General features: G+C 71.0%; 28 protein-coding genes. 16 read left to right on the top strand and 12 right to left on the bottom strand.

All coding sequences use genetic code 11. The annotated features are described in order from the left end of the window. Positions 1-220 precede the first annotated feature (220 nt). Positions 221-1,675, bottom strand: coding sequence for an MFS transporter (locus tag ACF1B9_RS31145; RefSeq protein WP_391744745.1), 1,455 nt, complete (start codon positions 1,673-1,675; stop codon positions 221-223). Between the two features lie 161 nt (positions 1,676-1,836). Here ACF1B9_RS31145 and ACF1B9_RS31140 point away from each other — a divergent pair, with 161 nt between their 5' ends. After that, positions 1,837-2,484, top strand: a complete 648-nt coding sequence (locus tag ACF1B9_RS31140; protein ID WP_391744743.1) for a TetR/AcrR family transcriptional regulator — start codon at positions 1,837-1,839, stop codon at positions 2,482-2,484. A 95-nt stretch (positions 2,485-2,579) separates the two neighbouring features. Here the strand turns inward: ACF1B9_RS31140 and ACF1B9_RS31135 are convergent, their stop codons facing one another. The 9 genes from ACF1B9_RS31135 to ACF1B9_RS31095 form a co-directional block, all read right to left on the bottom strand. Beyond that, positions 2,580-3,218, bottom strand: coding sequence for a hypothetical protein (locus tag ACF1B9_RS31135; protein ID WP_391744741.1), 639 nt, complete (start codon positions 3,216-3,218; stop codon positions 2,580-2,582). A gap of 267 nt (positions 3,219-3,485) precedes the next feature. Beyond that, on the bottom strand, positions 3,486-3,893 hold the full coding sequence (locus ACF1B9_RS31130; RefSeq protein ID WP_391744739.1) for a rhodanese-like domain-containing protein: 408 nt from the start codon (positions 3,891-3,893) through the stop codon (positions 3,486-3,488). Beyond that, positions 3,890-4,447 carry a cysteine dioxygenase gene (locus ACF1B9_RS31125; protein ID WP_391744738.1) on the bottom strand — a complete coding sequence of 186 codons (558 nt, stop codon included), beginning with the start codon at positions 4,445-4,447 and terminating at the stop codon, positions 3,890-3,892. Before ACF1B9_RS31125 ends, ACF1B9_RS31130 begins: the two co-directional genes overlap by 4 nt. A gap of 73 nt (positions 4,448-4,520) precedes the next feature. After that, a complete protein-coding gene (locus ACF1B9_RS31120; RefSeq protein ID WP_309544753.1) occupies positions 4,521-4,592 on the bottom strand; it encodes a putative leader peptide in 72 nt (23 codons plus the stop codon). Positions 4,593-4,639: 47 nt separating this feature from the next. Continuing rightward, positions 4,640-6,253 (bottom strand): FAD-dependent monooxygenase, encoded by a 1,614-nt coding sequence (locus tag ACF1B9_RS31115; protein WP_391744737.1) that lies wholly within the window; start codon positions 6,251-6,253, stop codon positions 4,640-4,642. A 230-nt stretch (positions 6,254-6,483) separates the two neighbouring features. Continuing rightward, a complete protein-coding gene (locus tag ACF1B9_RS31110) occupies positions 6,484-7,383 on the bottom strand; it encodes an amino acid ABC transporter permease (protein ID WP_391744735.1) in 900 nt (299 codons plus the stop codon). After that, a complete protein-coding gene (locus tag ACF1B9_RS31105) occupies positions 7,380-8,045 on the bottom strand; it encodes an amino acid ABC transporter permease (RefSeq protein ID WP_391744734.1) in 666 nt (221 codons plus the stop codon). The genes ACF1B9_RS31110 and ACF1B9_RS31105 overlap by 4 nt, the downstream gene beginning before the upstream one ends. A 75-nt stretch (positions 8,046-8,120) precedes the next feature. After that, positions 8,121-8,966 (bottom strand): glutamate ABC transporter substrate-binding protein, encoded by an 846-nt coding sequence (locus ACF1B9_RS31100; RefSeq protein ID WP_391744732.1) that lies wholly within the window; start codon positions 8,964-8,966, stop codon positions 8,121-8,123. 69 nt (positions 8,967-9,035) lie between these two features. Further along, positions 9,036-9,821: an amino acid ABC transporter ATP-binding protein gene (locus tag ACF1B9_RS31095; protein WP_391744730.1), complete on the bottom strand. Its 786-nt coding sequence runs from the start codon at positions 9,819-9,821 to the stop codon at positions 9,036-9,038. Positions 9,822-10,171: 350 nt separating this feature from the next. On the opposite strand from ACF1B9_RS31095, the gene ACF1B9_RS31090 reads away from it, so the two are divergent. Together ACF1B9_RS31090 and ACF1B9_RS31085 are read left to right on the top strand one after the other, a co-directional pair. Then, the gene (locus ACF1B9_RS31090) at positions 10,172-10,864 is read left to right on the top strand and encodes a response regulator transcription factor (protein ID WP_376211552.1); all 693 of its coding nucleotides are present in this window, start codon (positions 10,172-10,174) and stop codon (positions 10,862-10,864) included. 15 nt (positions 10,865-10,879) lie between these two features. Beyond that, the gene (locus ACF1B9_RS31085) at positions 10,880-12,274 is read left to right on the top strand and encodes a sensor histidine kinase (protein WP_391744729.1); all 1,395 of its coding nucleotides are present in this window, start codon (positions 10,880-10,882) and stop codon (positions 12,272-12,274) included. 71 nt (positions 12,275-12,345) lie between these two features. Here the strand turns inward: ACF1B9_RS31085 and ACF1B9_RS31080 are convergent, their stop codons facing one another. After that, complete coding sequence (locus tag ACF1B9_RS31080; RefSeq protein WP_391744728.1) at positions 12,346-13,344, bottom strand: TAXI family TRAP transporter solute-binding subunit; 999 nt, start codon at positions 13,342-13,344, stop codon at positions 12,346-12,348. A 126-nt stretch (positions 13,345-13,470) separates the two neighbouring features. Between ACF1B9_RS31080 and miaB the strand changes: the two genes are divergently transcribed. Continuing rightward, positions 13,471-14,964 carry a tRNA (N6-isopentenyl adenosine(37)-C2)-methylthiotransferase MiaB gene (gene miaB / locus ACF1B9_RS31075; protein ID WP_391744782.1) on the top strand — a complete coding sequence of 498 codons (1,494 nt, stop codon included), beginning with the start codon at positions 13,471-13,473 and terminating at the stop codon, positions 14,962-14,964. Positions 14,965-15,031: 67 nt separating this feature from the next. Beyond that, on the top strand, positions 15,032-15,745 hold the full coding sequence (locus ACF1B9_RS31070; protein WP_391744727.1) for a class III extradiol dioxygenase subunit B-like domain-containing protein: 714 nt from the start codon (positions 15,032-15,034) through the stop codon (positions 15,743-15,745). 94 nt (positions 15,746-15,839) lie between these two features. Here the strand turns inward: ACF1B9_RS31070 and ACF1B9_RS31065 are convergent, their stop codons facing one another. Continuing rightward, a complete protein-coding gene (locus ACF1B9_RS31065; RefSeq protein ID WP_391744726.1) occupies positions 15,840-16,118 on the bottom strand; it encodes an antitoxin in 279 nt (92 codons plus the stop codon). Positions 16,119-16,722: 604 nt separating this feature from the next. On the opposite strand from ACF1B9_RS31065, the gene ACF1B9_RS31060 reads away from it, so the two are divergent. From ACF1B9_RS31060 to ACF1B9_RS31010, 11 genes are all read left to right on the top strand, one after another. Beyond that, positions 16,723-16,917: a hypothetical protein gene (locus ACF1B9_RS31060; RefSeq protein WP_391744725.1), complete on the top strand. Its 195-nt coding sequence runs from the start codon at positions 16,723-16,725 to the stop codon at positions 16,915-16,917. A gap of 141 nt (positions 16,918-17,058) precedes the next feature. Then, positions 17,059-18,102: a DUF6879 family protein gene (locus ACF1B9_RS31055; RefSeq protein WP_391744723.1), complete on the top strand. Its 1,044-nt coding sequence runs from the start codon at positions 17,059-17,061 to the stop codon at positions 18,100-18,102. An 87-nt stretch (positions 18,103-18,189) separates the two neighbouring features. Next, complete coding sequence (locus tag ACF1B9_RS31050) at positions 18,190-18,459, top strand: acyl carrier protein (protein ID WP_391744722.1); 270 nt, start codon at positions 18,190-18,192, stop codon at positions 18,457-18,459. Between the two features lie 49 nt (positions 18,460-18,508). Beyond that, entirely contained in the window at positions 18,509-19,783 is a 1,275-nt protein-coding gene (locus ACF1B9_RS31045; RefSeq protein WP_391744720.1) for a beta-ketoacyl-[acyl-carrier-protein] synthase family protein, read from the top strand. Continuing rightward, positions 19,780-20,976, top strand: coding sequence for a beta-ketoacyl synthase N-terminal-like domain-containing protein (locus ACF1B9_RS31040; RefSeq protein ID WP_391744718.1), 1,197 nt, complete (start codon positions 19,780-19,782; stop codon positions 20,974-20,976). The genes ACF1B9_RS31045 and ACF1B9_RS31040 overlap by 4 nt, the downstream gene beginning before the upstream one ends. Continuing rightward, positions 20,973-22,028, top strand: a complete 1,056-nt coding sequence (locus ACF1B9_RS31035; RefSeq protein WP_391744716.1) for a beta-ketoacyl synthase N-terminal-like domain-containing protein — start codon at positions 20,973-20,975, stop codon at positions 22,026-22,028. Before ACF1B9_RS31040 ends, ACF1B9_RS31035 begins: the two co-directional genes overlap by 4 nt. After that, the gene (locus tag ACF1B9_RS31030; protein WP_391744715.1) at positions 22,025-22,882 is read left to right on the top strand and encodes an alpha/beta fold hydrolase; all 858 of its coding nucleotides are present in this window, start codon (positions 22,025-22,027) and stop codon (positions 22,880-22,882) included. The genes ACF1B9_RS31035 and ACF1B9_RS31030 overlap by 4 nt, the downstream gene beginning before the upstream one ends. Further along, positions 22,879-23,853 carry an acyl-CoA thioesterase gene (locus ACF1B9_RS31025; protein WP_391744713.1) on the top strand — a complete coding sequence of 325 codons (975 nt, stop codon included), beginning with the start codon at positions 22,879-22,881 and terminating at the stop codon, positions 23,851-23,853. Before ACF1B9_RS31030 ends, ACF1B9_RS31025 begins: the two co-directional genes overlap by 4 nt. Beyond that, positions 23,850-25,037: a beta-ketoacyl-[acyl-carrier-protein] synthase family protein gene (locus tag ACF1B9_RS31020; RefSeq protein ID WP_391744711.1), complete on the top strand. Its 1,188-nt coding sequence runs from the start codon at positions 23,850-23,852 to the stop codon at positions 25,035-25,037. Before ACF1B9_RS31025 ends, ACF1B9_RS31020 begins: the two co-directional genes overlap by 4 nt. Then, positions 25,034-26,089: a beta-ketoacyl synthase N-terminal-like domain-containing protein gene (locus tag ACF1B9_RS31015; RefSeq protein ID WP_391744709.1), complete on the top strand. Its 1,056-nt coding sequence runs from the start codon at positions 25,034-25,036 to the stop codon at positions 26,087-26,089. The genes ACF1B9_RS31020 and ACF1B9_RS31015 overlap by 4 nt, the downstream gene beginning before the upstream one ends. Further along, entirely contained in the window at positions 26,073-26,888 is an 816-nt protein-coding gene (locus ACF1B9_RS31010) for an SDR family NAD(P)-dependent oxidoreductase (protein ID WP_391744707.1), read from the top strand. The genes ACF1B9_RS31015 and ACF1B9_RS31010 overlap by 17 nt, the downstream gene beginning before the upstream one ends. Positions 26,889-26,974 lie beyond the last annotated feature (86 nt).

The raw sequence follows: 26,974 nt of genomic DNA, 5'->3' as shown, positions 1-26,974 counted from the left end.
CACGAACCATCGGTGTTCGGTGCCGCGCGGCCGCCGGGGCGCGCCGGAGGCCGGCCGCCGCGCTGACGGCGACGGCCGTGTGCACGACGGGCGGGGGCCTGCTCCCGTGCCCGGTACACCGCCCGGAGATTCACTGGGCGGCGTACCGGGTGGCACCGGGCGGCTTCCGCCGGCCCTGCGGCGCGGGCCGGCGGAAGCCGCTGAGGGGCTGATAGCCGGATCAGACTTCGGCCGTGGCCTGCTCGGGTGTAGCGGCCCGGTTCCCGCCGTCGGTGCTCGACGCGGCGCGGGCGGCCGGGATGACACTCGCGAAGACCGCGGCGACCAGTGCGATGCCGCAGCCGATGATCAGGCCCGTGCGGAAGCCGTTCTCGGAGGTGAAGGTGTGACCGCCCATGGTGACCGTCAGCTGGGAAAGGACCACGCCCATCACGGCGGCGCCGACCGAGGTGCCGAGCGAACGCATGAGGGTGTTGAACCCGTTGGCGGCGGCGGTCTCGGAGAGCGGCACCGAGCTCATGATGAGTGCGGGCATCGAACCGTAGGCGAGGCCCACTCCGCTGTTGATGACCATGAGGGCCAGCATGAGGCCCCACGCGGAGCCCATGAGCATCAGTGACAGGCCGTACCCGACGGCCAGCACCAGGACACCGCAGATCAGGGTGAACTTCGGGCCGCGGGCGTCGGTGAGCTTCCCGCCGAACGGCGAGACGATCATCATCATGACGCCGCCGGGCGCCATCCACAGGCCGGCGGCGAGCATCGACTGGCCCAGGCCGTAGCCGGTGGCCTCCGGGAACTGGAGCAGCTGAGGCACGACCAGCATGCTCGCGTACATCCCGAAGCCGACGAAGATCGAGGCGACATTGGTGAGCAGCACCCGGGGGCGGGCCGTGGTGCGCAGGTCGATCAGCGGCTCCCGTGTGCGCAGTTCCCAGGCGCCCCAGGCCAGCAGGATCACGACGGCGGCGGCGAACAGTCCGAGGGTGGTCGCCGAACCCCAGCCCCAGTTGGCGCCCTTCGACACGGCGAGCAGCAGGCAGATCAGTCCCGCGCCGAGGCCGACCGCGCCGAGGGTGTCGAAGCGCTGGCCCTTGGCGCCGGGCGGGATGTCGGGGATGAGGAACCAGATCGCCGCGGCGATCAGCGCGGCCAGGACGGTGGAGCCCCAGAACAGCGCGCGCCAGTTGGCGTACTGGGCGACCGCCGCGGCGATCGGCAGGCCGAGCCCGCCCCCGATGCCCATGGAGGCGCTCACCAGCGCGATGGAGGAGCTGAGCTTCTCCGCCGGGACCACGTCGCGCAGCAGGGCGATGCCCAGGGGCACCATGCCCATGCCCATGCCTTGCAGCCCGCGCCCGATGATCATGGGGACTACGGAGGAGGCGAGGGCGCAGACCAGTGAGCCGGCCACGAGCGGTACGGAGCACGCGAGAAGCATGCGGCGCTTGCCGATCAGGTCGCCGAGGCGCCCGGAGATCGGTACGCAGATCGCCCCCGCCAGCAGGGTGACGGTGATCACCCATGCCGCGTTCGACGGGGAGGTGTGAAGGATCTGGGGCAGCTCCGCGATGAGCGGCGTGACCAGCGTCTGCATGATCGCGGCAGTGATGCCGGCGAGGGCCAGCGTGGCGACCACACCGCCGGTGCGGGCCGTGGGCTGGGGGGCGTCCATTCGGGACTCCAGAAGGTGAGGGGGCCGCCGGGCATCTTTCGCTCGCCCGGAGCCATAAGTAAACATCTGCTTACATAGACGCTAGGGCAGGTGCGGGAGTGAGGTCAACATCTGTTTACACGCGGCGCGGGCGGTACCGTTCGAGCAGAGAGAGGACAGTCATGAAAGCCAGCAGTTCCCAGGCAGGTCCCGCGCCCCTGACGCCGACGGACAACAGTCCGTCGCCATCCCGGCGGGGTGCCGCTGCCAGGACCCGTGGGCTTCTGCTCGACTCGGCCCGCCGCCGCTTCGCGTACGACGGGTACGCGGCCACCACCGTGCGCGACATCGCCGATGACGCCGGTGTCAATGTCGCGCTCATCAACCGCTACTTCCGGTCCAAGGAAGGCCTCTTCGAGGCCTGTCTGAAAGCGGTCATCGACGAACTCGTCCACGCGGCCCGCACGGTGGCCGACCTGGAACAGATCCCGGAGATCATCGTCAGCCACACCGCGGGCGTGCTCGCCATGGACGGTCCCAAAGACGCCCTTCTCCTGCTGCTGCGCTCCTCCGGCGACGAGCGCACCGAGCAGATGCGTACCGGCCTGTTGCGCACATTCAGCGAACGGCTCGCCGCGGCGGCCGGATGGCGGCCGGACGACCCCACCGGCGACCAACTGCTCCTGCGCGCCCAACTCGTGCTGTCCGTGGCCTTCGGTATCACGGTGCTGCGCGCCTCTCCGGGACTGGAGCCGCTCGGATCGGCCACCGAGCAGGACCTCACCGGGCCGCTGCGCGATCTGGTCGAAGCGCTGCTCACCCGTCACTGAGACGGGGCGCCACGTCCGGTCACCGGCCGCGACGCCGCCCTCGCACACCCTCGTCGATCGCGGGACCCGGCGGTTCGTGGCTGTCGTGGGGCGGGTCACTGCCCGGCGCGGGCGGCGCGTTCGATGGTGGCATCGATCAGGGCGAGCGCCTCGTCGGCCGTACGTCCGGGCTGCCGGTTCCACAGCCCGATCAGTCCGGTCCAGCCCCGTGAGCGGAGTTCGGCGACGAGCCAGGCGCCGGCCCGGTCCACGGTGTCGAGGGAGCCGTAGCCCAGGCGGTGTGCCGTCAGCATGGCCCCGCAGACGCACCGGGCGCCGCGGGCGTTGCGGAGTCGGTACGGGGTGTTCTGCCAGCCCCACTCGGTCAGGATCCGCCGTGTGTGGGCGAGGTGGATGGAGGGCCGCACCTCGGGCTGCCCGACGCGCCGCCAGGAGTGGAGCCGGTCGGGGACGATGGCGCCCAGCCGACCGGGAAGGGGCCGTTCGCGCGGCGCGGCGGCAGGCAGAGTACGCACGGATTCGGCGATGAGCTGATCGACGGGTACGGACAGCAGGTCGCGCCAGTCGGCCGGCTGACGGCCCGACAGATGATCTGCGGTGCCGGGGGAGTCGGGGCGTACGGGTTCGGCGGCGGTGAGATCCCATCCGGTGACGATCTGCTGCCATGCACCGGTGTCGTGGAGGCGGGCGACCCGGTCGTCGAGCCGGTCGGGAGTCAGGGTGGGCGTCGGCATGGGTGCGAGGTCTCCGTCACGTCGGTCCTTGGCATTGAGCCGAATGTCCGTCGGTTACGGGGATTGCTCCACCGGAGCGTGGCGTTCGGGTGTGTCGTAGCGGATTCGGGGACCGGCGAGCGGCGGGGAGCGGTGCCGGGGCACGTGAGCCCGGAATGATCCGAACGAGAGGCACTGGCGGCGCGAAGGAGCAGGAATCCTGGTCCGGGCACGTACAGATCCGGAGCCGGCGCCTCCGAAGCGGGATGTCCCGCCCGGACCCCTCCCTCACGCCTCGACGGGAAGTCCCGCCGCGCGCCACGCCTGGAATCCGCCGATCAGATCCGTCGCCCGGTGCAGTCCCAGCTGACGCAAGGACGCGACGGCCAGGCTCGACGCGTAGCCCTCGTTGCAGACCACCACGATGCGCAGATCGTGGCTCACCGCCTCCGGAGCCCGATGGCTGCCCTGTGGATCGAGCCGCCACTCCAGTTCATTGCGCTCGACGACGAGCGCCCCCGGAATGAGTCCGTCCCGTTCGCGCAGCTCCGCATAGCGTATGTCCACGAGCAGCGCACCGTCCGCGGCGGCGGCCATCGCCTCCCGAGGACCGACCCGGACGAACCCTGCCCGGACCCGTTCCAGCAGTTCGTCGATCCCCACCGGCCCCGAACCGCTCCCACGGCTGACGCTCACTGCCAGTCCTCCGGTCGTTCGATCTGTTCGAGGCGGAGCACCGCACCGGTACGGCTGTAGCGCCGGATCCGCGGCAGCGGCGGGTAGTACGCATGGACGGAGACGGCGTGCTCGGTGCCGGATTCGTTCAGCACCTCGTGGACATGGTGGCGGCCGAACGCCCTGCCCTGTCCGGTGGCCAAGTGCCGGGAACGGTCGATGCCTTCGGTGAGTTCGAGGGTCTTCCAGCCGTCGGTGGGCAGCCGGGCGGCGAGCGACAGCTCCTTGAGGGTGCCGGCCGCGGTGGTGAAGGCGCCGATCGAGTCGGCGTGGTCGTGCCAGCCGGTGCCGCTGCCGGGTGGCCAGCCGATCAGCCAGGCCTCGCTGCCGCCGGGCCCTTCGAGCGGGATCCAGGTGCGGCCCTCGGGATCGAGCGGGAGCGAGGCGACGATCTCGGTGTCGGCGGCGACGCGGCGGACGAATGCGAGCAGCTCCGCGGCCGAAGGACCGGAACCACGAGCGCGTACGGATGCGGGTGCGGGCGTGCGTACAGAGGGTGACGAAGGGGCAGACACAGAGACCGTCCTGGGAGTTCGCGCGGATGCCCGGCCGTACGGTGGAGCGCACGGCGCGGCAGGGAGAGGCGATTCAGCAGGACGGGCGACACACGCAGCCCGCATAGCGGACGAGGTCCATATGGACCCGCCGCCACAGGCGCACATCGGTGTCGATCACGTTCCGGAGTACACCATGCGCGCCCGCGGCGGTCAATTGATGCCCGCAGTCTGGTCCGGGCGTACGGAGCCGCGCGCCGGTCCGCCGCGCACCGTGTCCGCCGCCGCGAAGAGCTCCCGGGGCCGGACCCCGCCGAACGACGCTACGAGGTGACCGTCCGGCCTGATCAGCAGCACGGTGTGGGCCGCCGCCCCCGGATAGCTCTCGGTCACCAGCAGTTCGCCCTTCACCGGCATCGCGTCGACGGCCGCGACCAGACGGGGCATGACACCCGCGCTCATCCAGTGACGCCGGTCCCACACCCCTGTGCCGGGCGCCACCAGGACCACCAGCAGGTGCCCCTGCCCCAGCCGCTCGCGCAACCGCACGGTCGTGCCGTCGGGTGCGGTCACCCGTACATCGGCGACCGGCGCACCGGGGGGCGTATCCACGGACGTGTGCGCCTCGGCGCGTGGGGGCGCAAGGGGCGAGTGCGAGTACGAGGGGGGCGCACCGAGCGGGCCCCGCCCCAGATGTCCGTCGGTGAGCAGCGAGTCGTGCCCCCGTGCGCTCCCCGGGACCAGGGTCCGCAGGCCTCCGCCGCCGCGCAGTATCGGCAGCGACTGGTCCGCGGCGCGCAGCCGCGCGGCGACGGCCGCTCGGCGCTCCGCCTGGTAGCTGTCCAGCAGTACGTCCGAGGCTCCGTCGTGCCAGGCCTGGCCCAGCTTCCAGGCCAGGTTCTCGGCGTCCCGCAGCCCCTCGTCGAGCCCCTGGGTTCCCAGCGCGCCCAGCAGATGGGCGGCGTCCCCGGCCAGGAAGGCCCGGTCGATCCGCCAGCGCAGGGCGAGCCGGTGGTGCAACGTGTACACGCCCGTGTCCAGCAGTTCGTACGGCGGTGTCTCGCCGCACCAGCCCGCCAAGGTGTCCCGGATCCGGGTGATCAGGGCATCCGGAGTGACGAGCTCACCGCGCGGCGGCAGCAGCCAGTCCAGCCGCCAGGCACCGTCCGGCAGCGGTCGTGCGGTCACCTCGGCGCCGCCGGTCCGCCACGGCGGCAGCCGGTGCAGCACGGCCTGTCCCGGCCAGGGAAGCTCGGTGCGCAGCGCGGCGACGGCATGCCGCTCCACCGCCGTCCGACCGGGGAAGCGGATGTCGAGGAGCTTGCGCACGGTGGACCTGGCGCCGTCGCAGCCCACCAGGTAACTTCCGCGCCACCAGGTCGCGTTCGGCTCCCTGGTGCGCACGGTGACGCCGGTGGGGTCCTGCTCCAGCGTGTCGATCCGGCTGTACGGAGCCACCCGCACCAGCTCCTGTGCGGCCACCGCGTCCCGCAGCCCGCGGGTCAGGACGTGCTGCGGCAGATGGACGGGGGCCGGCAACGGATCGCCCTCGGGGGAGTCCTCGCCGAGCGGCAGCTCGCGCACCACCTGCCTGCGCCGCATGGACCGCCAGCCGGACCACCGGATGCTCTCGTGGTGGAGTGCCTTGCAGCCGAGCCGTTCCACCAGGGCCGCGGTGTCCTCGCGCAGCACCACCGTGCGGGCCGGACGGGTCTCGTCCTTGGCCGGGTCCTCGTCGAGAAGGACGGAGGGAACGCCCTGTGCCGCGAGGGCGAGCGACAGCGTCAGGCCGACGGGCCCGGCGCCGACGACGATCACCGGGTCCACGGGGCGGCTCCTCGGATCCGTGCGAACGACGCCGAGGACGCGGACGAAAGGAGCCGACGGCTCGAAAGAGGAGTAGGCGGCGGAGTATGTGTGGCGGCGGCGGGAGCTGGGGGCGCGATCACAGAACGTATGCAACCTACTGCCGGTGCCTGCGTCAAGCGACACCGGAAGGCGGCGAGGGGCGGTGGCGGATGTGCCACCGCCCCTCGGGGACGCAGATCGACGAGCCGTCAGACGGCGCGTCCGTCATCTATGACGAGCGCCGGCTCACCGATGGTCTCCGGTGTGCCCCCGGCGGCGGTGCCCTTGCTCTTCCTGCTGCGCCGGAGCCACCGCTCCAGCCAGCTCGCGAACGACGTGAGCGCGAAGTTCAGCATGAGGAAGATCAGAGCCACGATGGTGAAGCACGCGATCGTGTTCGCGCCGTAGTTCGCACTCATCGGGCGGATCGAGGCCAGCAGCTCGGGGAAGGTCATCATGGCGCCACCGAGCGCGGTGTCCTTCACGATGACCACGAGCTGGCTGACGATCGCCGGCAGCATGGCCGTCACCGCCTGCGGCAGCAGCACGGACATCATGATCTGGCTCTTGCGCATGCCGAGCGCCTTGGCCGCCTCCGCCTGGCCCTTCGGCAGGGACTCGATTCCGGCCCGCACGATCTCGGCGAGCACCGAGAAGTTGTACAGCACCAGACCGGTCACCACGGCGTACAGCGGACGCACATCGGTGTCGATGGCGGTGTACTCCGCGTACACCGCGTTCGCGGTGATCATCAGGATCAGCACGGGAATGGCGCGGAAGAGCTCCACGACGATGCCCGCCGGCATCCGCACCCACCGGTGGTCCGACAGCCTGCCGATCCCGAAGAGGGCGCCGAGCGGCAGCGCGATGATCAGGGCGAAGAACGCCGCCTTGAGCGTGTTCTGGAGGCCCGGCCAGATGTACGTCTCCCAGGGCTGGGAGCTGGTGAAGAAGGGCTTCCACTTGATCCAGTCGAGCTGGTTCTTGGAAGCGAGGCCGTCATAGACCCACCACACCACTGCCGCGGCGCACAGGACGAACAGCACCGTGTACAGGATGTTGCGCTGCTTGGCGCGCGGTCCTTGGGCGTCGTAGAGGACGGAACTCATCGCTTCACCGCCACCTTCTTGCTCACCCAGCCGAGGATCAGGCCGGTCGGGAGGGTCAGAACGACGAAGCCGAACGCGAAGACGGCGGCGATGAGCATCAGTTGGGCCTCGGCCTCGATCATGCCCTTCATCAGGTACGAGGCTTCGGCGACGCCGATCGCGGAGGCGACCGTGGTGTTCTTCGTCAACGCGATCAGCACGTTGGACAACGGGTTGACCACTGCACGGAACGCCTGGGGAAGGACGACCAGCCGCAGTACCTGGGTGAAGCTCAGCCCGAGCGCGCGCGCCGCCTCGGCCTGGCCGACCGGGACGGTGTTGATGCCGGAGCGCAGTGCCTCGCACACGAACGCGGCGGTGTAGGCGATCAGGGCAAGCACCGCGAGCCGGAAGTTGATGTCCGTGAAATCACTGGCGCCGAGCTTTATGTCCAGCGTCTGGAAGAGGCCCAGCGACGAGAACACGATGATCACGGTCAGTGGAATGTTCCGGACCACGTTCACGTACGCGGTGGAGAAGCCGCGCATCAGAGGGACCGGGCTGACCTTCATGCCGGCCAGCAGCGTTCCCCATATGAGGGCGCCGAGGGCGGAGTAGACGGTGAGTTGCACCGTCACCCAGAAGGCCCCCAGCAGGTCGTAACCTTCAAGAAAGTCGAACACGATCTCCCGCGCTTCCGCGTGTCGGAGGGCACAGCGCGCCGCCGTTCATGGACGGCGCGCCCGGTCAGCCCTGCTTCACTTGACGATGTTGCCGATCTTCGGGGCGGGCTCGTTCTTGTAGTTCGCCGGACCGAAGTTGGCCTTCACGGCCTTGTCCCAGGAACCGTCCGAGACCATCTTGGTGAGCGCGTCGTTGATCTTCTTCTTGAGGTCGGCGTCGCCCTTCTTCAGACCGATGCCGTAGTTCTCGTTGCTCATCTGGAAGCCGGCCAGCTTGAACTTGCCCTGGAAGTTCTGCTGCGCGGCAAAACCGGCCAGAATGCTGTCGTCGGTGGTCAGCGCGTCGACGGCCTTGTTCTCCAGACCGGACAGGCACTCCGAGTAACCGCCGTACTCCTGGAGCTGGGCTTTCGGGGCCAGCTTGTCGTGGACGTTCTGCGCCGAGGTCGAGCCGGCGACCGAACACAGCTTCTTGTTGTTCAGGTCGGCCGGGGACTTGATCGAGTCGTCGTCGGCACGGACGAGGATGTCCTGGTGCGCCAGCAGGTACGGGCCCGCGAAGTCGACCTTCTGCAGCCGCTCGTCGTTGATCGAGTAGGTGGCGGCGATGAACTTCACGTCACCGCGCTCGATCGCCGTCTCGCGGTCGGCGCTCTTGGTCTCCTTGAAGACGATGTCCTTGGCGTCGTAGCCGAGCTCCTTGGCGACGTACGTGGCGACATCGACGTCGAAACCGGTGTACTTGCCGTCGGGCGTCTTCAGACCCAGGCCCGGCTGGTCGATCTTGATGCCGATGGTGATCTTCTTGCCGCCGCCCGCACCGTCCGAGCCGCCGTCCTTCTTGTCGGAACCACAGGCGGTGGCGGTCAGGGCGAGGGCGAGCACGGCGGCCGAGGCGGCGGTGACCTTACGAAGCTGCATGGTGAGATTCCCTAGAGTTGACGCGATGTGAGTGATCGGCCGGTCCGGGTACCGGCGGTGAAGGATCAATCAGTGGTGAAGGATCTTCGACAGGAAGTCCTTGGCCCGGTCGCTGCGCGGGTTGCTGAAGAACTGGTCGGGCGTGGCCTCTTCGACGATCTTTCCGTCCGCCATGAAGACGACGCGGTTCGCGGCCGAGCGCGCGAAGCCCATCTCATGGGTGACGACGACCATCGTCATGCCGTCCCGGGCGAGCTGCTGCATGACGTCCAGCACCTCGTTGATCATCTCCGGGTCGAGCGCGGAGGTCGGCTCGTCGAAGAGGATCACCTTCGGGTCCATCGCCAACGCCCGTGCGATGGCCACGCGTTGCTGCTGACCGCCGGAGAGCTGGGCGGGGTACTTGTCGGCCTGCGTCGCCACGCCCACCCGGTCCAGCAGCGAACGGGCCTTGTCCTCGGCCGCCTTCTTGTCCGTCTTGCGGACCTTGATCTGGCCCAGCATCACGTTCTCGAGCACCGTCTTGTGCGCGAAGAGATTGAACGACTGGAAGACCATGCCGACATCGGCGCGCAGCCGGGCCAGCTCCCTGCCCTCCTCGGGCAGCGGCTTGCCGTCGATCGATATGGCGCCCGAGTCGATCGTCTCCAAGCGGTTGATCGTGCGGCACAGCGTGGACTTCCCGGACCCGGAGGGCCCGATGACGACCACGACCTCGCCACGGGCGATGGTCAGGTCGATGTCCTGGAGCACATGCAGCGCGCCGAAGTGCTTGTTGACGTTGCTCAGTACGACAAGGTCGTTCGCCGCAGGTGCGGCGTCCTCGGCGCCCTTGGTCACTGAAACTCCGCTCATCGGCTTCTTGCTCCGTCCTCCTCGGTTGGGAAGGACCCTAGGACGCGGTGGGATCAGCGTCATCACATCTGAGCGAGAATTGAGGATAACGATCCGGCGGCATCCGGACACACCGTGTGAACAGGGCGGCAGGCGGTGCGCCCGGGGCGTACCGGGTGCATAACGGATGGCTCGATGCGAGGGGCGGGCCCTTGACTGACGTACCGGTCATCGGAGTGGATGCCCTGGTACGCCATGACGTGAAACACCTCGGTACGGGGAAGAGACGAGAGGTGTACGAAGGCGTACAGGAGACCGCACCGGCACCCCGTCCACGGGAACCGGCATCGCACCATCGGAAAGGAGGGGGCATGAGACTGCTGCTCGTCGAGGACGACAACCACGTCGCGGCCGCCCTCTCCGCGGTCCTCGCCCGGCACGGCTTCCGGGTCGTGCACGCCCGCAGCGGCGAGGAGGCGTTGCAGGCGCTGCTGCCCGCGGACACGGAGCCCTTCGGTGTCGTGCTCCTCGACCTCGGCCTGCCCGACCAGGACGGCTACGAGGTGTGCGGGAAGATCCGCAAGCGCACCTCCACCCCGGTGATCATGGTCACCGCGCGCGCCGATGTCCGGTCGCGGATCCACGGCCTCAATCTCGGGGCCGACGACTACGTGGTCAAGCCGTACGACACGGGCGAGCTCCTCGCCCGTATCCATGCCGTCAGCCGCCGCAAACCGGCCGGCGAGGACACCGTGCCCACGCCCGTCGCCGCCCTTCGGCTCGGACACGTCCGGATCGAGCTGCCGACCCGGCGGGTCAGTGTCGACGGTTGTGAAGTCCAGCTCACCCGCAAGGAGTTCGACCTGCTCGCGCTGCTCGCCCAGCGCCCTGGGGTGGTCTTCCGCCGGGAGCAGATCATCAGTGAGGTCTGGCGCACGAGCTGGGAGGGAACGGGGCGCACACTCGAAGTGCACGTCGCGTCCCTGCGTTCCAAACTGCGGCTGCCCGCACTGATCGAGACGGTGCGCGGGGTCGGCTACCGCCTCGTCGCCCCGTCCGCGTAGAGGCGTACGTCCCAGGTGCGCACCCGGCTGCTACCCCTGCTCATCATTCTCATGGCGAGCGTGCTGCTCGCCCTCGGCTTCCCGCTGGCGGTCAGCGTGGCCGGTGCCCAGCAGCAGCGCGTCGTCATCGACCGCATCGACGACACGGCACGCTTCGCCGCGCTCGCCCAGTTCATCGCCGAACGGACCCCCGGTTACGACGAGCGCCGCCGCACCCTGCGCGGCGAACTGGACACCTACGCCTCGGTGTACGGCATCCGCGCCGGTGTCTTCTACCGGGACGACAGCGCCATGGCGAAGGCCCCGGCCACCTGGCAGCTGCCGATCGAGGGAGAGGGGAGGGAGGCCTTCAAGGAGGCGCTCCTCGGGCGTCGCAGCCACGATCCGCCGCAGGTCTGGCCCTGGCAGCGGGGCAGGGTCGTCGTCGCCTCGCCCGTCGTGCGGGACGGCGATGTGGTCGCCGTCGTGGTCATCGACTCGCCCACCACCGAGATGCGCGCGCGCACGCTGCGCGGCTGGCTGCTCATCGCGGCCGGCGAAGTGGTCGCGATGCTGGTGGCGGTCGGCGCCGCGATCCGGCTCACCGGCTGGGTGCTGCTGCCCGTCAGGACCCTGGACGCGGCCACCCACGACATCGCCAGTGGCCGGATGCGATCCCGGGTCGCGGCCTCCGGAGGACCGCCGGAACTCAGGCGTCTGGCCCGCTCGTTCAACGAGATGGCCGACAACGTCGAGAACGTGCTGGAGCAGCAGCGCGCCTTCGTCGCCGACGCCTCGCACCAGCTGCGCAACCCCCTTGCCGCTCTGCTGCTCCGCATCGAGCTCCTCGCGCTCGAACTCCCCGAGGGCAACGAGGAGATCGCCTCCGTGCGCACGGAGGGCAAGCGCCTCGCACAGGTCCTGGACGACCTGCTCGACCTGGCGCTGGCCGAGCACGCCGGGGCCGACCTGCGACTCACGGACATAGGCGCCCTCACCGCGGAACGCGTCGCCTCCTGGCGGCCGGTGGCCGAGGAGAGGGGGGTGGCGCTCAGGGCGGACGGTTCAGCCGCCGTGACGGCCTGGGCGGACCCGATCGCGCTGTCGAGCGCCCTCGACGCCATCATCGACAACGCCCTGAAGTTCACCCCGGCCGACGAGGAGGTCCGCGTCACGGTCGCCTCCGGCCGCGACGACGTCACGGTCGTCGTCGCCGACCGCGGACCGGGCCTCACCGCACAGGAGAGGGAACGCGTCGGCGACCGCTTCTGGCGCAGCACCCGGCACCAGAACGTGCAGGGTTCCGGCCTCGGGCTCTCCATCGCCCAGGCCCTCCTGGCGGCGGGGGGCGGCTCCCTGCGCTATGCCGCCCATGAGCCGCACGGGCTGCGGGTGACGGTGTCGGTGCCGCGTGACAACCCGCAGGGCTGAGAGCCTGTCGGGCGACCTCCCTGTCAGAGGTCGCCCTCTCTGAGCGGGGCGGGCAGGGAGCGGCACGGCGCTCAGGGCTTGACCGACCGGTAGTAGCGCCTGGCCCCTTCGTGCAGCGGCAGGGGATCGGTGTAGATCGCCGTACGCAGATCCACCAGCTGGGCGGCGTGCACCTCGCGCCCGATCCGGTCCCGGCTGTCGATCACGGTCCGGGTGAACGCCTCGGTCATCGCCGGATCCGTACGGTCCGTGGTCACCAGCACATTGGCGACCGCCACCGTCGGCACCGCCTGCCCGTGCTGGGCGTTGCGGTAGGCGTCGGCGGGCATCACGGCCGAGCGGTAGTAGCGGGCGGAGCCGCCCACGGCCTGAAGCTCCTTGATCAGCGCGGCCTCCAGCGGCACCAGCCGGATCGCGAACCGGTCCGACAGTTCCTGTACGGCGGAGGTGGGCAGTCCGCCGGACCAGAAGAAGGCATCGATCCGGCCGTTCTCCAGCTCCTTCGGCATGGTGTCGATGCCGTTGGGGACCGGCCTCACATCGTCGGTGGGATCGAGACCGGCGGCCGTCATCAGCCGGTCGGCGACCAGCCGTACGCCGGACCCCGGCTGGCCCACCCCGACGCGCTTGCCGAGCAGGTCCGAGACCTTCCGTATCTCCGAGTTCCGGGGCACGACCAGCTGGATGTAGTCGTCGTACAACCGCACACAGCCTCGCAGCCGGTCGGCTCCGGGCCCGCCGTCGCGCAGATAGGTGGCGAGGGCGTCGGTGGTGGCGATGGTGAAGTCGGCCCTGCCGGTCGCCACCCGGGCGATGTTCTGCTGCGAACCCTCACTGGTCTGCAGCTGTATCGACACCTTCGGCAGATCCTTGGCCAGGTCCCCCCGGAGCCGCTCGCCGTAGCGCTGGTAGACGCCGCTGCGCACGCCGGTGCTGAAGGTCAGCGTGCCGCTCGGCGCCGGTTTCCCGAGCGGGAGCAGCCACCACAGCAGCAGCCCGAGCACGACGACGAGGGCCGCGCACGCCTGGAGGGTGCGCCGCCGGCCGATACGGGACAGTGCCTGGAGCATGGCGGCGATCCTGCCAGCCCGTCCCGGCGATGACCAGGGCCGGGCCCCGCGGGGTGATCAGCATCGCGGCCGGGCCGGAGCCCTTACCCTGGACGGGTGAGCGGCAACGACGTGGCTGGTGGAGTAGTGGACGGTTTGAAAACGTACGAGGTGCGCACCTACGGGTGCCAGATGAACGTCCACGACTCCGAGCGGCTGTCGGGGCTGCTGGAGGACGCGGGTTACGTACGTGCCGCCGAGGGCTCCGACGGCGACGCCGACGTCGTCGTCTTCAACACCTGCGCGGTCCGGGAGAACGCCGACAACAAGCTCTACGGCAACCTCGGCCGGCTCGCCCCGATGAAGACCAGGCGCCCCGGCATGCAGATCGCCGTCGGCGGCTGCCTGGCGCAGAAGGACCGCGACACCATCGTCCGGCGGGCCCCCTGGGTGGACGTCGTCTTCGGTACGCACAACATCGGCAAGCTGCCGGTGCTGCTGGAGCGCGCCCGCATCCAGGAGGAGGCGCAGATCGAGATCGCCGAATCCCTGGAGGCCTTCCCCTCCACCCTCCCCACCCGCCGCGAGTCCGCCTACGCGGCGTGGGTCTCCATCTCCGTCGGCTGCAACAACACCTGCACCTTCTGCATCGTCCCGGCACTGCGCGGCAAGGAGAAGGACCGCCGCACCGGCGACATCCTCGCCGAGATCGAGGCACTGGTCGCCGAGGGCGTCTCGGAGATCACCCTGCTCGGCCAGAACGTGAACGCCTACGGCTCCGACATCGGCGACCGCGAGGCCTTCTCCAAGCTGCTGCGCGCCTGCGGGAGGATCGAGGGCCTGGAGCGGGTCCGTTTCACCTCGCCGCATCCCCGCGACTTCACGGACGACGTGATCGCGGCGATGGCCGAGACCCCCAATGTGATGCCCCAGCTGCACATGCCGATGCAGTCGGGTTCGGACACGATCCTCAAGGCGATGCGGCGCTCGTACCGTCAGGAGCGTTTCCTCGGCATCATCGAGAAGGTGCGCGCCGCGATGCCGGACGCCGCCATCTCCACCGACATCATCGTGGGCTTCCCCGGCGAGACCGAGGAGGACTTCGAGCAGACCATGCACGCGGTCCGCGAGGCGCGCTTCGCCAACGCCTTCACCTTCCAGTACTCCAAGCGCCCCGGAACCCCGGCCGCCGAGATGGACGGGCAGATCCCCAAGGAGGTCGTCCAGGAGCGGTACATGCGCCTGTCCGCCCTCCAGGAGGAGATCTCCTGGGAGGAGAACAAGAAGCAGGTCGGCCGGACGCTGGAGATCATGGTCGCGGAGGGCGAGGGCCGCAAGGACGGCGCCACCCACCGCCTCTCCGGCCGCGCCCCCGACAACCGCCTGGTCCACTTCACCAAGCCGGACGAGGACGTGCGGCCGGGCGACGTGGTGACCGTCGAGATCACCTACGCCGCCCCGCACCACCTGCTCGCCGAGGGCGCTCCGGTGGGCGTGCGGCGGACCCGCGCCGGGGACGCCTGGGAGAAGCGCACCGCCACCGAGGCCGACAAGCCGGCCGGAGTGATGCTGGGGCTTCCGGGTATCGGCGCCCCGGCCCCGCTGCCGGCCGCGGCCACGCCCGGCTGCGGCTGCGACTGACGCCGGAGGGGGCGGCAGGCGGCGGTGGCCGACGGCGGCGTCGTGCCCACGCAGTACGCTGCCCACCATGCTTGTCGCCGCCGCTGTCTGCCCCTGTCCGCCGCTGCTGGTGCCCGAGGTGGCGGCCGGTGCCGCCCCCGAGCTCGACACCCTGCGGGACGCCTGCGCCGATGCCCTCGGCGTACTGGCCGCCGCCCGGCCGGATCTGCTGATCGTGATCGGGACCGCGGACCACGAGGGCCGTGGCCCGCACCCCGAAGGGGCCACCGGCACCTTCCAGGGCTTCGGCGTGGATCTCGGCGTACGGCTCGGGCGTGACCGCGGACCTGTGGCGGACCGGCCGCTTCCGCCGTCCCTGGCCGTCGGTGCCTGGCTGCTCGCCCGCGCGGGCTGGGCCGCCGCGCCGGTCGAGGGGCTCGCTGTGGGGGCGCCGCTCGAAACCGAACGCTGCATGAGCACCGGACGGGACCTCGCCGCCAGGGCGGACCGGTTGGCGCTGCTGGTGATGGGCGACGGCAGCGCCTGCCGCACGCTCAAGGCCCCCGGCTACCTGGACGACCGCGCCGAGGCGTTCGACGCGGCGGCCGCCCGCGCGCTGGCCGCGGCGGATCCAGGGGCGCTGACGGCGCTGGACGCGTCGCTGGCGTACGAACTGAAGGCGGCGGGCCGGGCGCCGTGGCAGGTGCTCGCGGGCGCGGCCGAGGGGGCGGGCCTGGGCGGCCGGCTGCTGTACGAGGACGCCCCGTACGGCGTCGGCTACCTGGTCGCCACCTGGTCCTGAGTCCGTGCCGCACCCCGGCGCAGGCGTACGGCGGCCGTGCGGCGTTGTCACCGTACGGCCGCCGGTCGGTGCCGACCGGTTGAACGGCCGCTGTTCAGGAAGCGGGCGGCGGCGTACCCGGCGGCGTACCGCCCTCCTCGTGTTTGGGCGTACCACCCTCGTCGTGTCTGTGGGACAGGCGCTCGACCGCTTCCTTGGCCTTCCTCGTGCCGGACTCGATCTTGTCGCTGTACTTGCCCTTGGTCTTTTGGTCGACCGTCCGTGCGGCTTTTTCGAGCCCGTGGTCGATCTTCTCCCCGTGCTGCTGCGCGAGATCGCCGACCTTGTCCTTGGCGGGGCTCAGCTTGGCCTTCAAATTGTCCAGGAAGCCCATCGGACACCTTCCCTGCTGGGGGACTACGGTCGGGCGTCCTCTCCGGCCGCGCTGCCGACCGCCTCGTCGGGCGGTCCTGCACAAACGACAAACCATGAAAAACGCCCTTATTCACCTATGAATTCTACTGGCATGGGCGTGGATCCGCGTCAGCCGGAACGTGCCGGCTCCCTGTCTCGCGCATGCCCCGCGGCCGGCACGGCAAACGGCTCCTCGTCCGGGTGCCGCTCCTATCGGCTCCCGCGCTGTCCGCCGTGCCCGGAAGGAGGATCGACCGGCAGGGCTGGCATCATGCTGCACGTCGAGGGGGTCGGGGCGGAATGTGCCGCCCGACCGCTCATGGCCGTCACGGCCCGACCGGCCGACGCGGGAGGGCGTGAAAGGGCGTAACTCCCACCTCGGGGACGGGTGAGTTCCCTCCCGGGGCCGTACGGATGAGAAGTGGGAGTCACAATTCCGCTGTCAGTACCTTGTCAGCGCAGTTCCCTGCCGGTGAATCCGCTGGTCTCCGGCGGAGGGTTTCGGCGAGGATTCCATCACCGGCCGACGCGAGTCGGACAAGGGAATCGACAAGGAATCCATACTCCCGGGGGGCGTACGTTTCATGGGCAAGATGCAGGTGCGTGCCGTTGTTGTCACACTGGCCTTCTTCGCCGCGGCTTTCGGTGCCGTCGGCACCGTCGGCGCGGCTGCGGCCGACCGATCGAATGCGTTGTCCGCGGTGGTTTCGGTGACAACTCCGCAGGACCCCATCTGGGGAGTCGAGCCGACCGACCCCCAGGACCCGATCTGGGGATGACATTCGCGTCGTGAGACATGAATGGATGCAGGGTTGCGCAACTGAGCAGCCCTGCATCTGTGTTTGCTCTGTGCTACCGTGCGGTTCATACGCGTGTTCGTTGCTAAATCCTTTCGATTTCTTCATGATGCTTCATGCTTCGTGGAGATCGGCGAAGGGTGGGGGACGTACATGCTTGAACCGTTGGGGATCGGACCCCGTGCGGCCGAGGCCTATCGAGCCGTACTCGGACGGCCGAATTCCGATGTGGAGAGCCTTGCCGAGGCGCTGGGCTGGAATGTGGAGCAGGTCCGTTCCGCGCTCGACGAATGTGTGCGCCTCTTACTTGTGAAACCTTCGTGGGACTCGCCCGGAAGGGTCAGACCGGTCAGTCCCGAAGTCGGCCTGCAGGCGCTTCTCGCGCGTCAGGAGAGTGAACTCCTGGAGCGGCAGAGGAAAATATCCGAGACGCGCGTCGAAGTTGCTCGTTTCATCGACGAGTACACCGAAGTGCAGCAGAAATTACGCAGTTTCCTTGTGGAGCGACTCACAGGGATCGAGGAAATCCGTTCCCGTATCGAGGAACTCACCCAGGACTGCTCCTCCGAACTGCTCACCTTCGCGGCCGGAGGCCGGCAGGCCGAGGCCAGCCGGCAGGCCAGTCGCCCCTTGCTGGAGGATCTGGCCGCGCGTGGTGTCGTGATGCGCAGCATCTATCTGGACAGCGTCCACAACGACCCCGCCACCGTGGAGCACCTGCGCTGGTTGCACACCCATGGCGATCAGGTGCGCACCACTCCCTCGCTGCCGTCGCGCATGCTTCTGTTCGACCGCAGTCACGTGGTCCTGCCCATCGATCCGGACGACTCCGCTTCCGGCGCACTCGTGTTGAGCGGTGCGGGCGTCATCACGGCGCTGTGCGAACTCTTCGACCGGATCTGGGACAGCGCCGTCCCGTTCAGCGGCTACCGGCCGCCGTCGCGCGAGCCGGGGAACGAGAGCCTCTCCGTGCAGGAGCAGGCCGTGCTGCGGTTGCTCAGCGAGGGGCTCACCGACGAGGTCGTGGCCCGCAAGCTGGGCATCTCCGTGCGCACCGGGCGTCGTATCACCGCCGATCTCATGGGGCGGCTCGGCGCGCGCAGCCGTTTCCAGGCGGGACTGCGAGCCGTGCAACTCGGCTGGCTGGAAGGGCCAGAAACCGTATAGGGCGCGTATAGCCGCCGATCCCACTCTCGACTCATCACATGGATGGCGGAGTCGCCGGACTCCGGTTTTGATCCCGAGGGAGTCGAGATGACCAACGCGAACGTGACGAACGGACTTGACGCTGCCCGCAAGCAGGAGATCAAGGAGATCGTCTGCGACATTCTTGAGATCGACGAGGACGAGGTCACCGAGACCAGCCTCTTCAAGGAGGAGCACGACGCGGACTCGCTCCGCGCCATCGAGATTCTCGCCGCTCTCGAGCGCACCCAGAAGGTGACCATCGACCAGGCGGAGCTGAGCCGGATGGTCAACCTGGAGGGTGTGTACGTCGTGGTGTCCGAAGCCGCCCGTAACTGATCTGCCGTCCCGATCGCCAGCAGATGGGTGAGCTTCGATGAACGCTTCGATGAAGACAGACGCGCGAGGTCACGGCGGACACGACGGTCCTTTCTCCGAGACCGCAGGACGACGGGTGGTCATCACCGGACTCGGTGTGGTCACCAGCATCGGGATCGGTGTCGAGGCCTTCACCGCCGGCCTTCGTGAGGGACGCAGCGGCGTCAAGCCGATCACCGCGTTCGACACGACCGGGTTCGCCCATGCCAACGGCTGCGAGGTCACCGACTTCGAGCCGGAGCGCTGGATCGTCGGGCAGCCCGTGGAAGAGCTGGGCCGGGCCGGCCAGTTCTCGGTGGCGGCCGCCCGCATGGCGGTCGAGGACGCGGGGCTGAGCGCGCAGGACGTGCGGGCCCGCCGCTCCCTGGTGTCCGTCGGCACCACGGACGGTGAGTCCCGCGACCTCGACCAGCTCGTCGCCACGGGCCTGGACGGCGGGCCCGAGGAGTACGACCCGGTCGTCGCCCGGCGCTTCTCCGCCGGACGGCTGTCCGCGGGCATCGTGCGCGAGCTGCATCTGGAGGACGTGGAGGCGGTGACGATCCCGACCGCGTGCGCGGCCGGCAACTACGCGGTCGGATACGGCTACGACGCGCTGCGCAGCGGGGACGTGGACATCGCCCTGTGCGGCGGCGCCGACGCGGCCTGCCGCAAGACGTTCACCGGGTTCTACCGGCTCGGCACCATCGCCCCCGAGGTGTGCCGGCCCTTCGACAAGGACCGGGAGGGCATCCTCACCGGCGAGGGAGCGGGCATCCTCCTCATGGAGAGTCTCGACTCGGCACTGGCGCGCGGTGCCCGCATCTACGCCGAGGTCCTCGGGTACGGGCTCGCCTGCGACGCCCTGCATCCCGTCGCCCCGGACCGGGACAGCATCGCGCGGACCATCCGGATCGCCCACCGGAACGCGGGCATCACGCCGGACCAGGTCGATTTCGTGTCCGCGCACGGCACCGGCACCAAGGCCAACGACATCACCGAGGCCGGCGCCATCCGCCAGGTGTTCGGCGCGGACACCATGCCCCGCACTGTGTCCATCAAGTCGATGATCGGCCACAGCATGGGCGCGGCCAGCGCCGTCTCCGCCGCAGCCTGCGCGCTCGCCCTGACGGAGGGGTTCATCCCGCCGACGGTCAATCACCGGGAGACCGATCCGGAGTGCGGCGTCGACTGCGTACCCAACGAGGCGGTCGAGGCGGAGCTGTCCGTCGTGCAGAACAACGCGCTCGCCTTCGGCGGCAACAACGCGGTCCTGGTCCTCGGGGCCCACCGGAGCGCGTCATGAGCTGGATCGTGACCGGTATGGGCGCCGTCGCCAGCATCGGCGGCAGCGTCGAGGAGATCTTCGGTTCGCTGGTCGCGGGCCGCAGCGGGCTCGCCCCGCTGCGCGGCTACGACCCCGCCAACTTCCGTGCGCGGGTGGCCTACGAGATCGACGACCGGCCCGCGCCGGGCGTCGACGAGCCGCTGCGCGCCACCCGCTGGCTGGAGAGGGCCGTCGCACAGGCGGCGGCGGACGCCGGACTCGGCGACGACCTGTCCGGGGTCCCGGTCCTGATCGGCACCACCCTGCGCGAACTGCGCTCGGTGGAACTGTCCTGGCGCGACGACGTGCCCTTCGACGTACGGGACCTGCACTTCGGAACGGCCCTGCGCAGGCGCTTCGGCGCGGACGACACCCACACCGTCGCCAACGCCTGCTCCGCCTCGCTGTACGCGCTCGGCCTCGGCGCCGACCTGCTCGACCTGGGCGCCGCGGACACCGTCGTCGTCGCCGGGGTCGACACCATCACCGAGAGCACGTACGGCCTGCTCGACCGCTGCTATCCCGAACCCCCCGACCGGGTCCGGCCGTTCGACCGGGCCCGGCGCGGCATGCTGCAGGGCGAGGGCGCGGTGGCCATGGTGCTGCGCAGGGAGGCGGACGGGCCCGGAGCGGGAGCTCGGGTCCACGCGCGGGTGCGGGGCGTCGCCGTCAACTGCGATGCCCACCACCCGTCCGCGCCCGACGCGAAGAACATCGCCGCGGCCGTCCACGAGGCACACGAGCGGGCCGGGGTACGGCCCGCCGACATCGATCTCGTGATGCTGCACGGCACCGGCACACCACTCAACGACGAGGCCGAGTCCACGGCCCTGAACACCGTGTTCGCCGGCCTCGACCCCTCCCCGTACATGACGGCCATCAAGTCGATGACCGGACACACCGCCGGGGCCTCCGGACTGCACAGCCTGGTCGCCGCCGTGGACGCGATGCGCACGGGGACCGTCCCGCCGACGGTGTACCTCGACGACCCGGTGGACGCCGTGGCCGGATTCCGGCTGGTCCGGGGCCGTGCCGAGCGGCCCGGACAGCGGCTGGAGCTCGCGCAGATCGACTCGTTCGGATTCGGCGGGCTCAACGCGGTCGCGGTCGTGGAACGGGTCGACGGACACCCGGCCGGACTCGGGGAACCGGACGAAGGAGCGGGCCAGTGAGCACCACACCCACGGCACGCGCCGTGATCACCGGGATCGGCACGGCCGTGCGCGGCCTGGCGGAGCCCGCCGGACTGCTCGGGCCGCTGCCCGAGGACCACCGGGCGGCGCCCGACCCCGTGTCCCGGCTCACCGGACGCGGCCTGCGCTACAAGGACCGGGCCACGAAGCTGGCCATGGCCGCCGCGCGGGACGCGCTGGCCGAGGCCCGACTGGTGGACGCCAAGGGGGAGCTGACCGTTCCGGGCGAGAGCGTCGGGGTGGTCACCAGTACCAACTACGGCAACGCCGACACGGTCTGCGAGACGGTGCGCACCATCGCCGAGTCCACCTATCTGGCGACCAGCCCGATGATGCTCCCCGCCACTTCCAGCAATGTGGTCGCCTCGTGGCTCGCCATCACGCACGGCCTGCGCGGCGCCAACCTGACTCTGTGCAACGGGCCGACCTCCGGGCTCGACGCCGTCCACTGGGCCCGGCTGCTGATCGGGGCGGGCCGGGTGGAACGGGTGCTCGTCGTCGGCACCGAACCGGACAACGCCCCCGTGCGCCACCTCACCGAGGTGCCGGACGACGACGGCGCCGGTGCGCCCGCGCTCTTCGACGGCGCGGTCGCCCTGGTCGTCGAGTCCGCCGCTTCGGCAACGGCCCGTGGAGTGGACGCGCTGGCCGCGATCGGACCGTACGCACGCCGTGGCGATCACGCCGTCGCCGTCGCCGACGTGCGCGGCAGGCTGCCGGGACCGGTCGGCCTGTGGTGCGTGCCGCAGCACCCGGACGGGGTGCGCGCCCCCGCACCCGGGCTCGGCGCCGGGGCCGGAACGGTCCCGGTCCACGACCTGTCCGCGCTGTACGGCCCGTCGTCGGGCGCGCTCGGCGTGCTCCAGTGCGCGGCGGCGGCCCTCTGGTTCGACGACGCGGAAGCGGGCTCCGGGACCCTGGTCCTGGCCAGCGCGGGTACGGGCGACGCGGGCGGGGACGACGCGAGCGCGGCCCTGCTCCTGGCGGCCCCCGGTGCCCCGGTACCCGGTCCGGCGGGCGCGGCGCGATGACCCACTACGACGGGGAGGGCAGCCCGGAGCCCATGGCCTCGGTACGGCTCCGGCGTTCCGCCCGCGGACCGGGGGGCGCCGTGCGCGTGCTCGCGCTGCACGGCCTCGCCGGGAGCGTGTCCAGCTGGGCGCCGTACGAGCGACTCGCCCTCGACGAGGTCGAGTTGTGGGACGGGGAGCTGCCCTGGGGCTCCGCCGGCGACCCCGGCTGGAGCCTGCGGGACGACCCGGCCGACCATGTGGAGCGCGCGCTCGACGCGGTGCCCGGAGGCGTCGATCTCCTCCTCGTGCACTCCTTCACCGCGGGCCCCGCGCTGGAGGCCCTCGTACGCCGGGCGGACTCCGGCGGACCTCGGGCCGCCGTGGTCGTCGCCCCGTTCCACCGGCGTCGTACCGACGACTTCTCCTGGGACGACGCCACGTACTACCTGGGCGGCTTCCACCGCATCCTGGAGGAGGGCCTGCGGATCGGCGGCGGCGAGCGGCTGCCGGCCGAGGTGCGGGCCGCGATGGCGCTGCGGGTCCGCGACCGGGTCGGCCCCTACGGCTGGCAGCAGTTCTTCGGCGCCTATCTGCGCAGCCCCTTCCTGGACGTCGCCTCCTTGCGGCTTCCGGTGCTCGTCGTGGCCGGGAGCGGGGACTTCGCGGCTCCGCCGGACGACGCCCGCGCGCTGGCCGCCGCCCTGCCCGACGGCAGGCTCCGGCTCTTCGACGACTGCGGCCACTTCGCGATGGCCGAACAGCCGCAGCGCTTCGCCGACGCGGTGCACGAACTGCTCCGCGAGACCTTCCCCGCCGCTCCCGCCACCCCTTCCCCTTCCGATGTCCATCCCTACGTACCGGAGTTGACGTGACAACGAACACCGCTGGCATCGAGGCCGCGGCTCTCGCGCTCCAGGAGCCCAGCACCCTGGAGATCCGCCCTCGCTACGAGGGCTCCAACATCTGCACCTGGATCGGCTTCAAGCACGTCAACTACCTCGTCGAGGAAGCCGTCCTGAACCATCTCAGGCAGGCCGGGATCGCTCCGGGCGCGATCTACGAGACGTACGGCCTGTGCACGGACATCGTCGACATCGACACCCGCATCCTGCACGCCTTCCACATCGACGACACGGCCGTCGCCGAGGTCAGGCCGCACCGCAGGGCCAAGGACGGCGAGCTCGTCCTCGCCGTCACGCTCCAGGTGCGGCGTGAGTCCCTCCTGAAGGCGGTCACCTCCACGGTCCGTGTCCAGTTGCGCCTCGACCCGCGCGGCGGCAGCGAGCAGCCCGTTCCCGCCGCGCTCGCCCCCTACGCCGTCGACCGGCTCGGCGCCGTGCCCGGCTGGACGCCGGAGCCCGTCGCGGCGGACCCGGCCGCCGCCGACCTGGTCAAGGAGCTGACCGCCGGACGCAACGCGTACGCCTGGAAGTTCCGCATCCCCTACTGGTACTGCCACTTCACCGAGCGTCAGCAGATGTCCGGCTATCTGCGGCTCATGGAGGAGGCCAAGGACCGGCTCGTCGCCGATCGCGGGGTCTCCATCAAGACGCTGCTCGACGAGCAGAACTGGATCCCCGTCGTGCCGCACTCGCGGATCACCGTGCTCGACGAGGCGCGGATGGAGGAGGACCTGTATGTCGTCCTCACCGTGGAGAACGTCTTCAAGGGCTTCACGTACGACTCCCGCATGGACACCTACGTCGTCCGTGACGGGAAGCTGCTGCAGACCGCGACCGGCCGGATCACCCACGGCTACGCGGTGATCGAGAACCGCCGCGACTGGAGCCTCGTCCCCTTCGACGACCGTATGAACGCGGCCCTGGAGGGCCGGACGGCATGAACACCGAGGTCGAGGTCGTGGTCACCGGGGTCGGCGCCGTCACCTGCCACGGTGCGGGTGCCGACACCCTGTGGCGGGCCATGGCGGCGGCCGGGGTCCGTCGGCCGGAGCGGCCGGCGGACCCGCTCGCCCGGATGGACCTGCCGCTGATCAACCTGGTGCCCGACCTCGGCCCCGACCCCGTCCCGGCGGCCGAGCGGGCGACCCGCTTCGCCTCCCACGCCGCCGCCGAGGCCCTCTGCGACGCCCGCCACGACGCCGCCTCACTGCGCGCCTGCCGCACCGCCGTCGTGCTCGGCAGCTGCATGGGGGAGCCCGGCCCGAACGAACGCGGACGGGGACGCGGGATCCACGGCGACGGCTTCGACTGGACCCCTCCGTTCCGGCTCGCCGGCCGACTCGCCTCCGAACTGGGCGTGTTCGGGCCCGTGCACGACATCGCCAACGCCTGCGCGGCCGGCGGCTACGCCCTCGGTATCGCCGCCGACCTGATCCGCGCGGGGGAGGCCGACGTGGTGATCGCGGGCGGATCCGACGCGTACTCACGCGTCGCGCTCGGCTGCTTCAACCGGCTCGGCGCCGTGGACCCCGAGCGGTGCCGCCCCTTCGAGAGCGACCGGGCCGGCACGGTGTTCGCCGAAGGCGCCGCAATCCTCGTCGTCGAATCGGCCGCGCACGCCGGGGCCCGGGGGATACGGCCCGCACTGCGTCTGAGCGGGACCGCGTGGAGCTGCGACGCGGGCCACCCGACGGCCCCCGAAGCGGACGGCGAGCAGATCGTACGGGCGATGCGGCAGGCCGTCGGCGATGCGCCGGAGACCATCGGCTGTGTGATCCCGCACGGCACCGGCACCCGCCTCAACGACGTGCTGGAGAGCCGCGCGCTGCACCAGGTGTTCGGCCCCCGCGCGGCGCGCGTCCCGGTCTACAGCCTCAAGGCGCTGCTCGGTCACGCGGGCGGCGCGTCCGCGGCGCTCGGCGCGGTGGCGGCGGCCCTGATCCTGCGGCACGGCTCCGTCCCCCCGAACGTGCCGCTCAAGGACCAGGATCCCGAGTGCGAGGTGCTGCTCCCGCAGGGAGCAGCCGTCCCGCTGCCGCCGTCGCGGCGGCGCGTACTCGTCAACGCGTACGGGTTCGGCGGCAACAACGCCTCGCTCGTTCTCGCGGGAGGTGAGGACCGGTGAACGGCCCGTACGGACAGCAGCTCGCCGTCACCGGCGTCGGCGTCGTCTCACCCTGGGGCGACGGGCCCGGACCCGCCCACGCCGCCCGGGGAGCCGCCCCGGCCGGGAACGGTGCCTGGTTCGACCACCGGGTCCGGCTCGGGCCGCGCGGCTACAAGTACCTGCCCGCCGCCGCCCAGTACGCGCTGGCCGCGGCCCGTGCCGCGCTCGCCGACGGCGGGCGGCCCGACGCGGTGCCCGACCACCGGCGCGGTCTGCTGCTCGCCACCAACGCGGGGCTCGCCGGGCTCTTCGACACCATGGACGCGACCGTGGCCGAGGACGGTGGAGCGGCACGCCTCTCTCCGGCCACGGCCCCCTACTTCGCCGTCAATGTCCTCGGCAACCGGCTGGCCGCCGAACTCGGCCTCAAGGGCTTCGCCCTGACGGTCGCGAACGAGCGCACCGCCGCCGTCGACGCGCTGGCCACCGGTGCGCTCGCCCTGGCGGCGGGCCGCTGCGACACACTCCTGATGGCCGCGGCCGAGGAGCCGCCGCCCGGGGGGCGGGGCGAGCAGGGGGCCGCGGCCCTCGCGCTGGAGCCGCTCGCCGCCGCGCGGGCCCGGGGAGCCGGGGTGCACGCCCTGGTGGCGGCGCGCTCCCTGTTCCTGCCGCCGCGCGCGCTGGAGAGCCCTGCGGGCCGGGACGGCGCGGTGAACCGTCTCGCGGAGGTTCTCGCGGCGGTACCGGGCCCGCGCACCGTACATCTGGACCTCGACGGGTCCGCGGTGTCCGAGACGGTGGCGCTCGCCGTGGCCCGGGCCGCGGCGGGCCGGACCGTGCCGCCGCCCGGCGGCGCGACGGCCGAACCGCGCCGCACGCAGCCGCTGTCGCCGCATCGCGGGGCCGGCTGCCTCGGACCCGCGTTCGCCGTCGCGCACGCCGTCACCACAGCCCGCGAGGAAGACCGGCTCGTCGTCACGGCCGACGGCGCCGGACACGTCGCCCTGGTCCGGATCTCTTCCCCGCCGGCCCACCACACACAGGAGTCGCAGCATGCTGAAACCGCTTGAGGGGAGCTGGAGCCTGGTCCTCGGAGCGTCCAGCGGGATCGGCCGGGCCATCGCCCTCGGACTCGCCCGCGAGGGCGTGCACATCGCCGGGGTGCACTTCGACACGGCCTCCCGCACCGAGGAGGTCGAGGCCGTCGTCGACGAGATCCGGTCGCTGGGTGTCGAGGCGCACTTCTTCAACGCCAACGCCGCCGCCAGGGCCACCCGGGCCGACATCGTGCCGCAACTCGCCGAGCTGACCGGATCGGGCGGCGGCGTCCGGATCCTCGTCCACTCGCTGGCCTTCGGCACCCTCGTCCCGTTCACACCGCGCGAGGGCTGGGACAAGCAGGTCAGCTCGCGCCAGCTGGAGATGACGCTCGACGTCATGGCCAACAGTCTCGTGTACTGGACCCAGGACCTGCTCGCCGCGGGCCTGCTGCGCAGCGGGGCGAAGGTGTACGCGATGACGAGCGCGGGCACCTCCCAGGCGCTGCCCAGTTACGGTGCGGTCTCCGCGGCCAAGAGCGCCCTGGAGTCCCATGTGCGCCAACTGGCGTGCGAGTTGGCCGTCAGCGGCATCGCTGTGAACGCCCTGCGCGCCGGCACCACCGTCACCCCCGCGCTGCGGCGCATCCCGGAGCACGCCGGCTACATCGAGCGCGCGGCGGAGAACAACCCGCACGGCCGCCTCACCCGGCCCGACGACCTCGCCGAGGCAGTCGCCCTGCTCTCACGCACCGACTCCTCGTGGCTGACCGGCAACACCATCGGCGTCGACGGGGCGGAACTGCACGCCGCCGCCGGGGCGTGGGGCTGAGAGCCCGTCGGCCCCCAGGGGCCTCCACCGGATCCCCCTCGTCCGGCCCGCCCGTCCCGCCCGTCCCGGCCGGGGCGGGCACCGGG

It is taken from the genome of Streptomyces sp. NPDC014727, assembly GCF_043083485.1.
Taxonomy (GTDB): domain Bacteria; phylum Actinomycetota; class Actinomycetes; order Streptomycetales; family Streptomycetaceae; genus Streptomyces.
Note: the sequence above shows the minus strand (reverse complement) of the source record. Positions and strands in the feature narration are given on the sequence as shown.

Bases quoted from the DNA above. Each gene is read 5' to 3' on its own strand.
- ACF1B9_RS31145 (WP_391744745.1), bottom strand. From the start codon at position 1,675: ATGGACGCCCCCCAGCCCACGGCCCGCACCGGCGGTGTGGTCGCCACG.
- ACF1B9_RS31140 (WP_391744743.1), top strand. From the start codon at position 1,837: ATGAAAGCCAGCAGTTCCCAGGCAGGTCCCGCGCCCCTGACGCCGACG.
- ACF1B9_RS31135 (WP_391744741.1), bottom strand. From the start codon at position 3,218: ATGCCGACGCCCACCCTGACTCCCGACCGGCTCGACGACCGGGTCGCC.
- ACF1B9_RS31110 (WP_391744735.1), bottom strand. From the start codon at position 7,383: ATGAGTTCCGTCCTCTACGACGCCCAAGGACCGCGCGCCAAGCAGCGC.
- ACF1B9_RS31100 (WP_391744732.1), bottom strand. From the start codon at position 8,966: ATGCAGCTTCGTAAGGTCACCGCCGCCTCGGCCGCCGTGCTCGCCCTC.
- ACF1B9_RS31095 (WP_391744730.1), bottom strand. From the start codon at position 9,821: ATGAGCGGAGTTTCAGTGACCAAGGGCGCCGAGGACGCCGCACCTGCG.
- ACF1B9_RS31090 (WP_376211552.1), top strand. From the start codon at position 10,172: ATGAGACTGCTGCTCGTCGAGGACGACAACCACGTCGCGGCCGCCCTC.
- ACF1B9_RS31080 (WP_391744728.1), bottom strand. From the start codon at position 13,344: ATGCTCCAGGCACTGTCCCGTATCGGCCGGCGGCGCACCCTCCAGGCG.
- ACF1B9_RS31070 (WP_391744727.1), top strand. From the start codon at position 15,032: ATGCTTGTCGCCGCCGCTGTCTGCCCCTGTCCGCCGCTGCTGGTGCCC.
- ACF1B9_RS31065 (WP_391744726.1), bottom strand. From the start codon at position 16,118: ATGGGCTTCCTGGACAATTTGAAGGCCAAGCTGAGCCCCGCCAAGGAC.
- ACF1B9_RS31060 (WP_391744725.1), top strand. From the start codon at position 16,723: ATGGGCAAGATGCAGGTGCGTGCCGTTGTTGTCACACTGGCCTTCTTC.
- ACF1B9_RS31050 (WP_391744722.1), top strand. From the start codon at position 18,190: ATGACCAACGCGAACGTGACGAACGGACTTGACGCTGCCCGCAAGCAG.
- ACF1B9_RS31045 (WP_391744720.1), top strand. From the start codon at position 18,509: ATGAAGACAGACGCGCGAGGTCACGGCGGACACGACGGTCCTTTCTCC.
- ACF1B9_RS31040 (WP_391744718.1), top strand. From the start codon at position 19,780: ATGAGCTGGATCGTGACCGGTATGGGCGCCGTCGCCAGCATCGGCGGC.
- ACF1B9_RS31030 (WP_391744715.1), top strand. From the start codon at position 22,025: ATGACCCACTACGACGGGGAGGGCAGCCCGGAGCCCATGGCCTCGGTA.
- ACF1B9_RS31020 (WP_391744711.1), top strand. From the start codon at position 23,850: ATGAACACCGAGGTCGAGGTCGTGGTCACCGGGGTCGGCGCCGTCACC.
- ACF1B9_RS31010 (WP_391744707.1), top strand. From the start codon at position 26,073: ATGCTGAAACCGCTTGAGGGGAGCTGGAGCCTGGTCCTCGGAGCGTCC.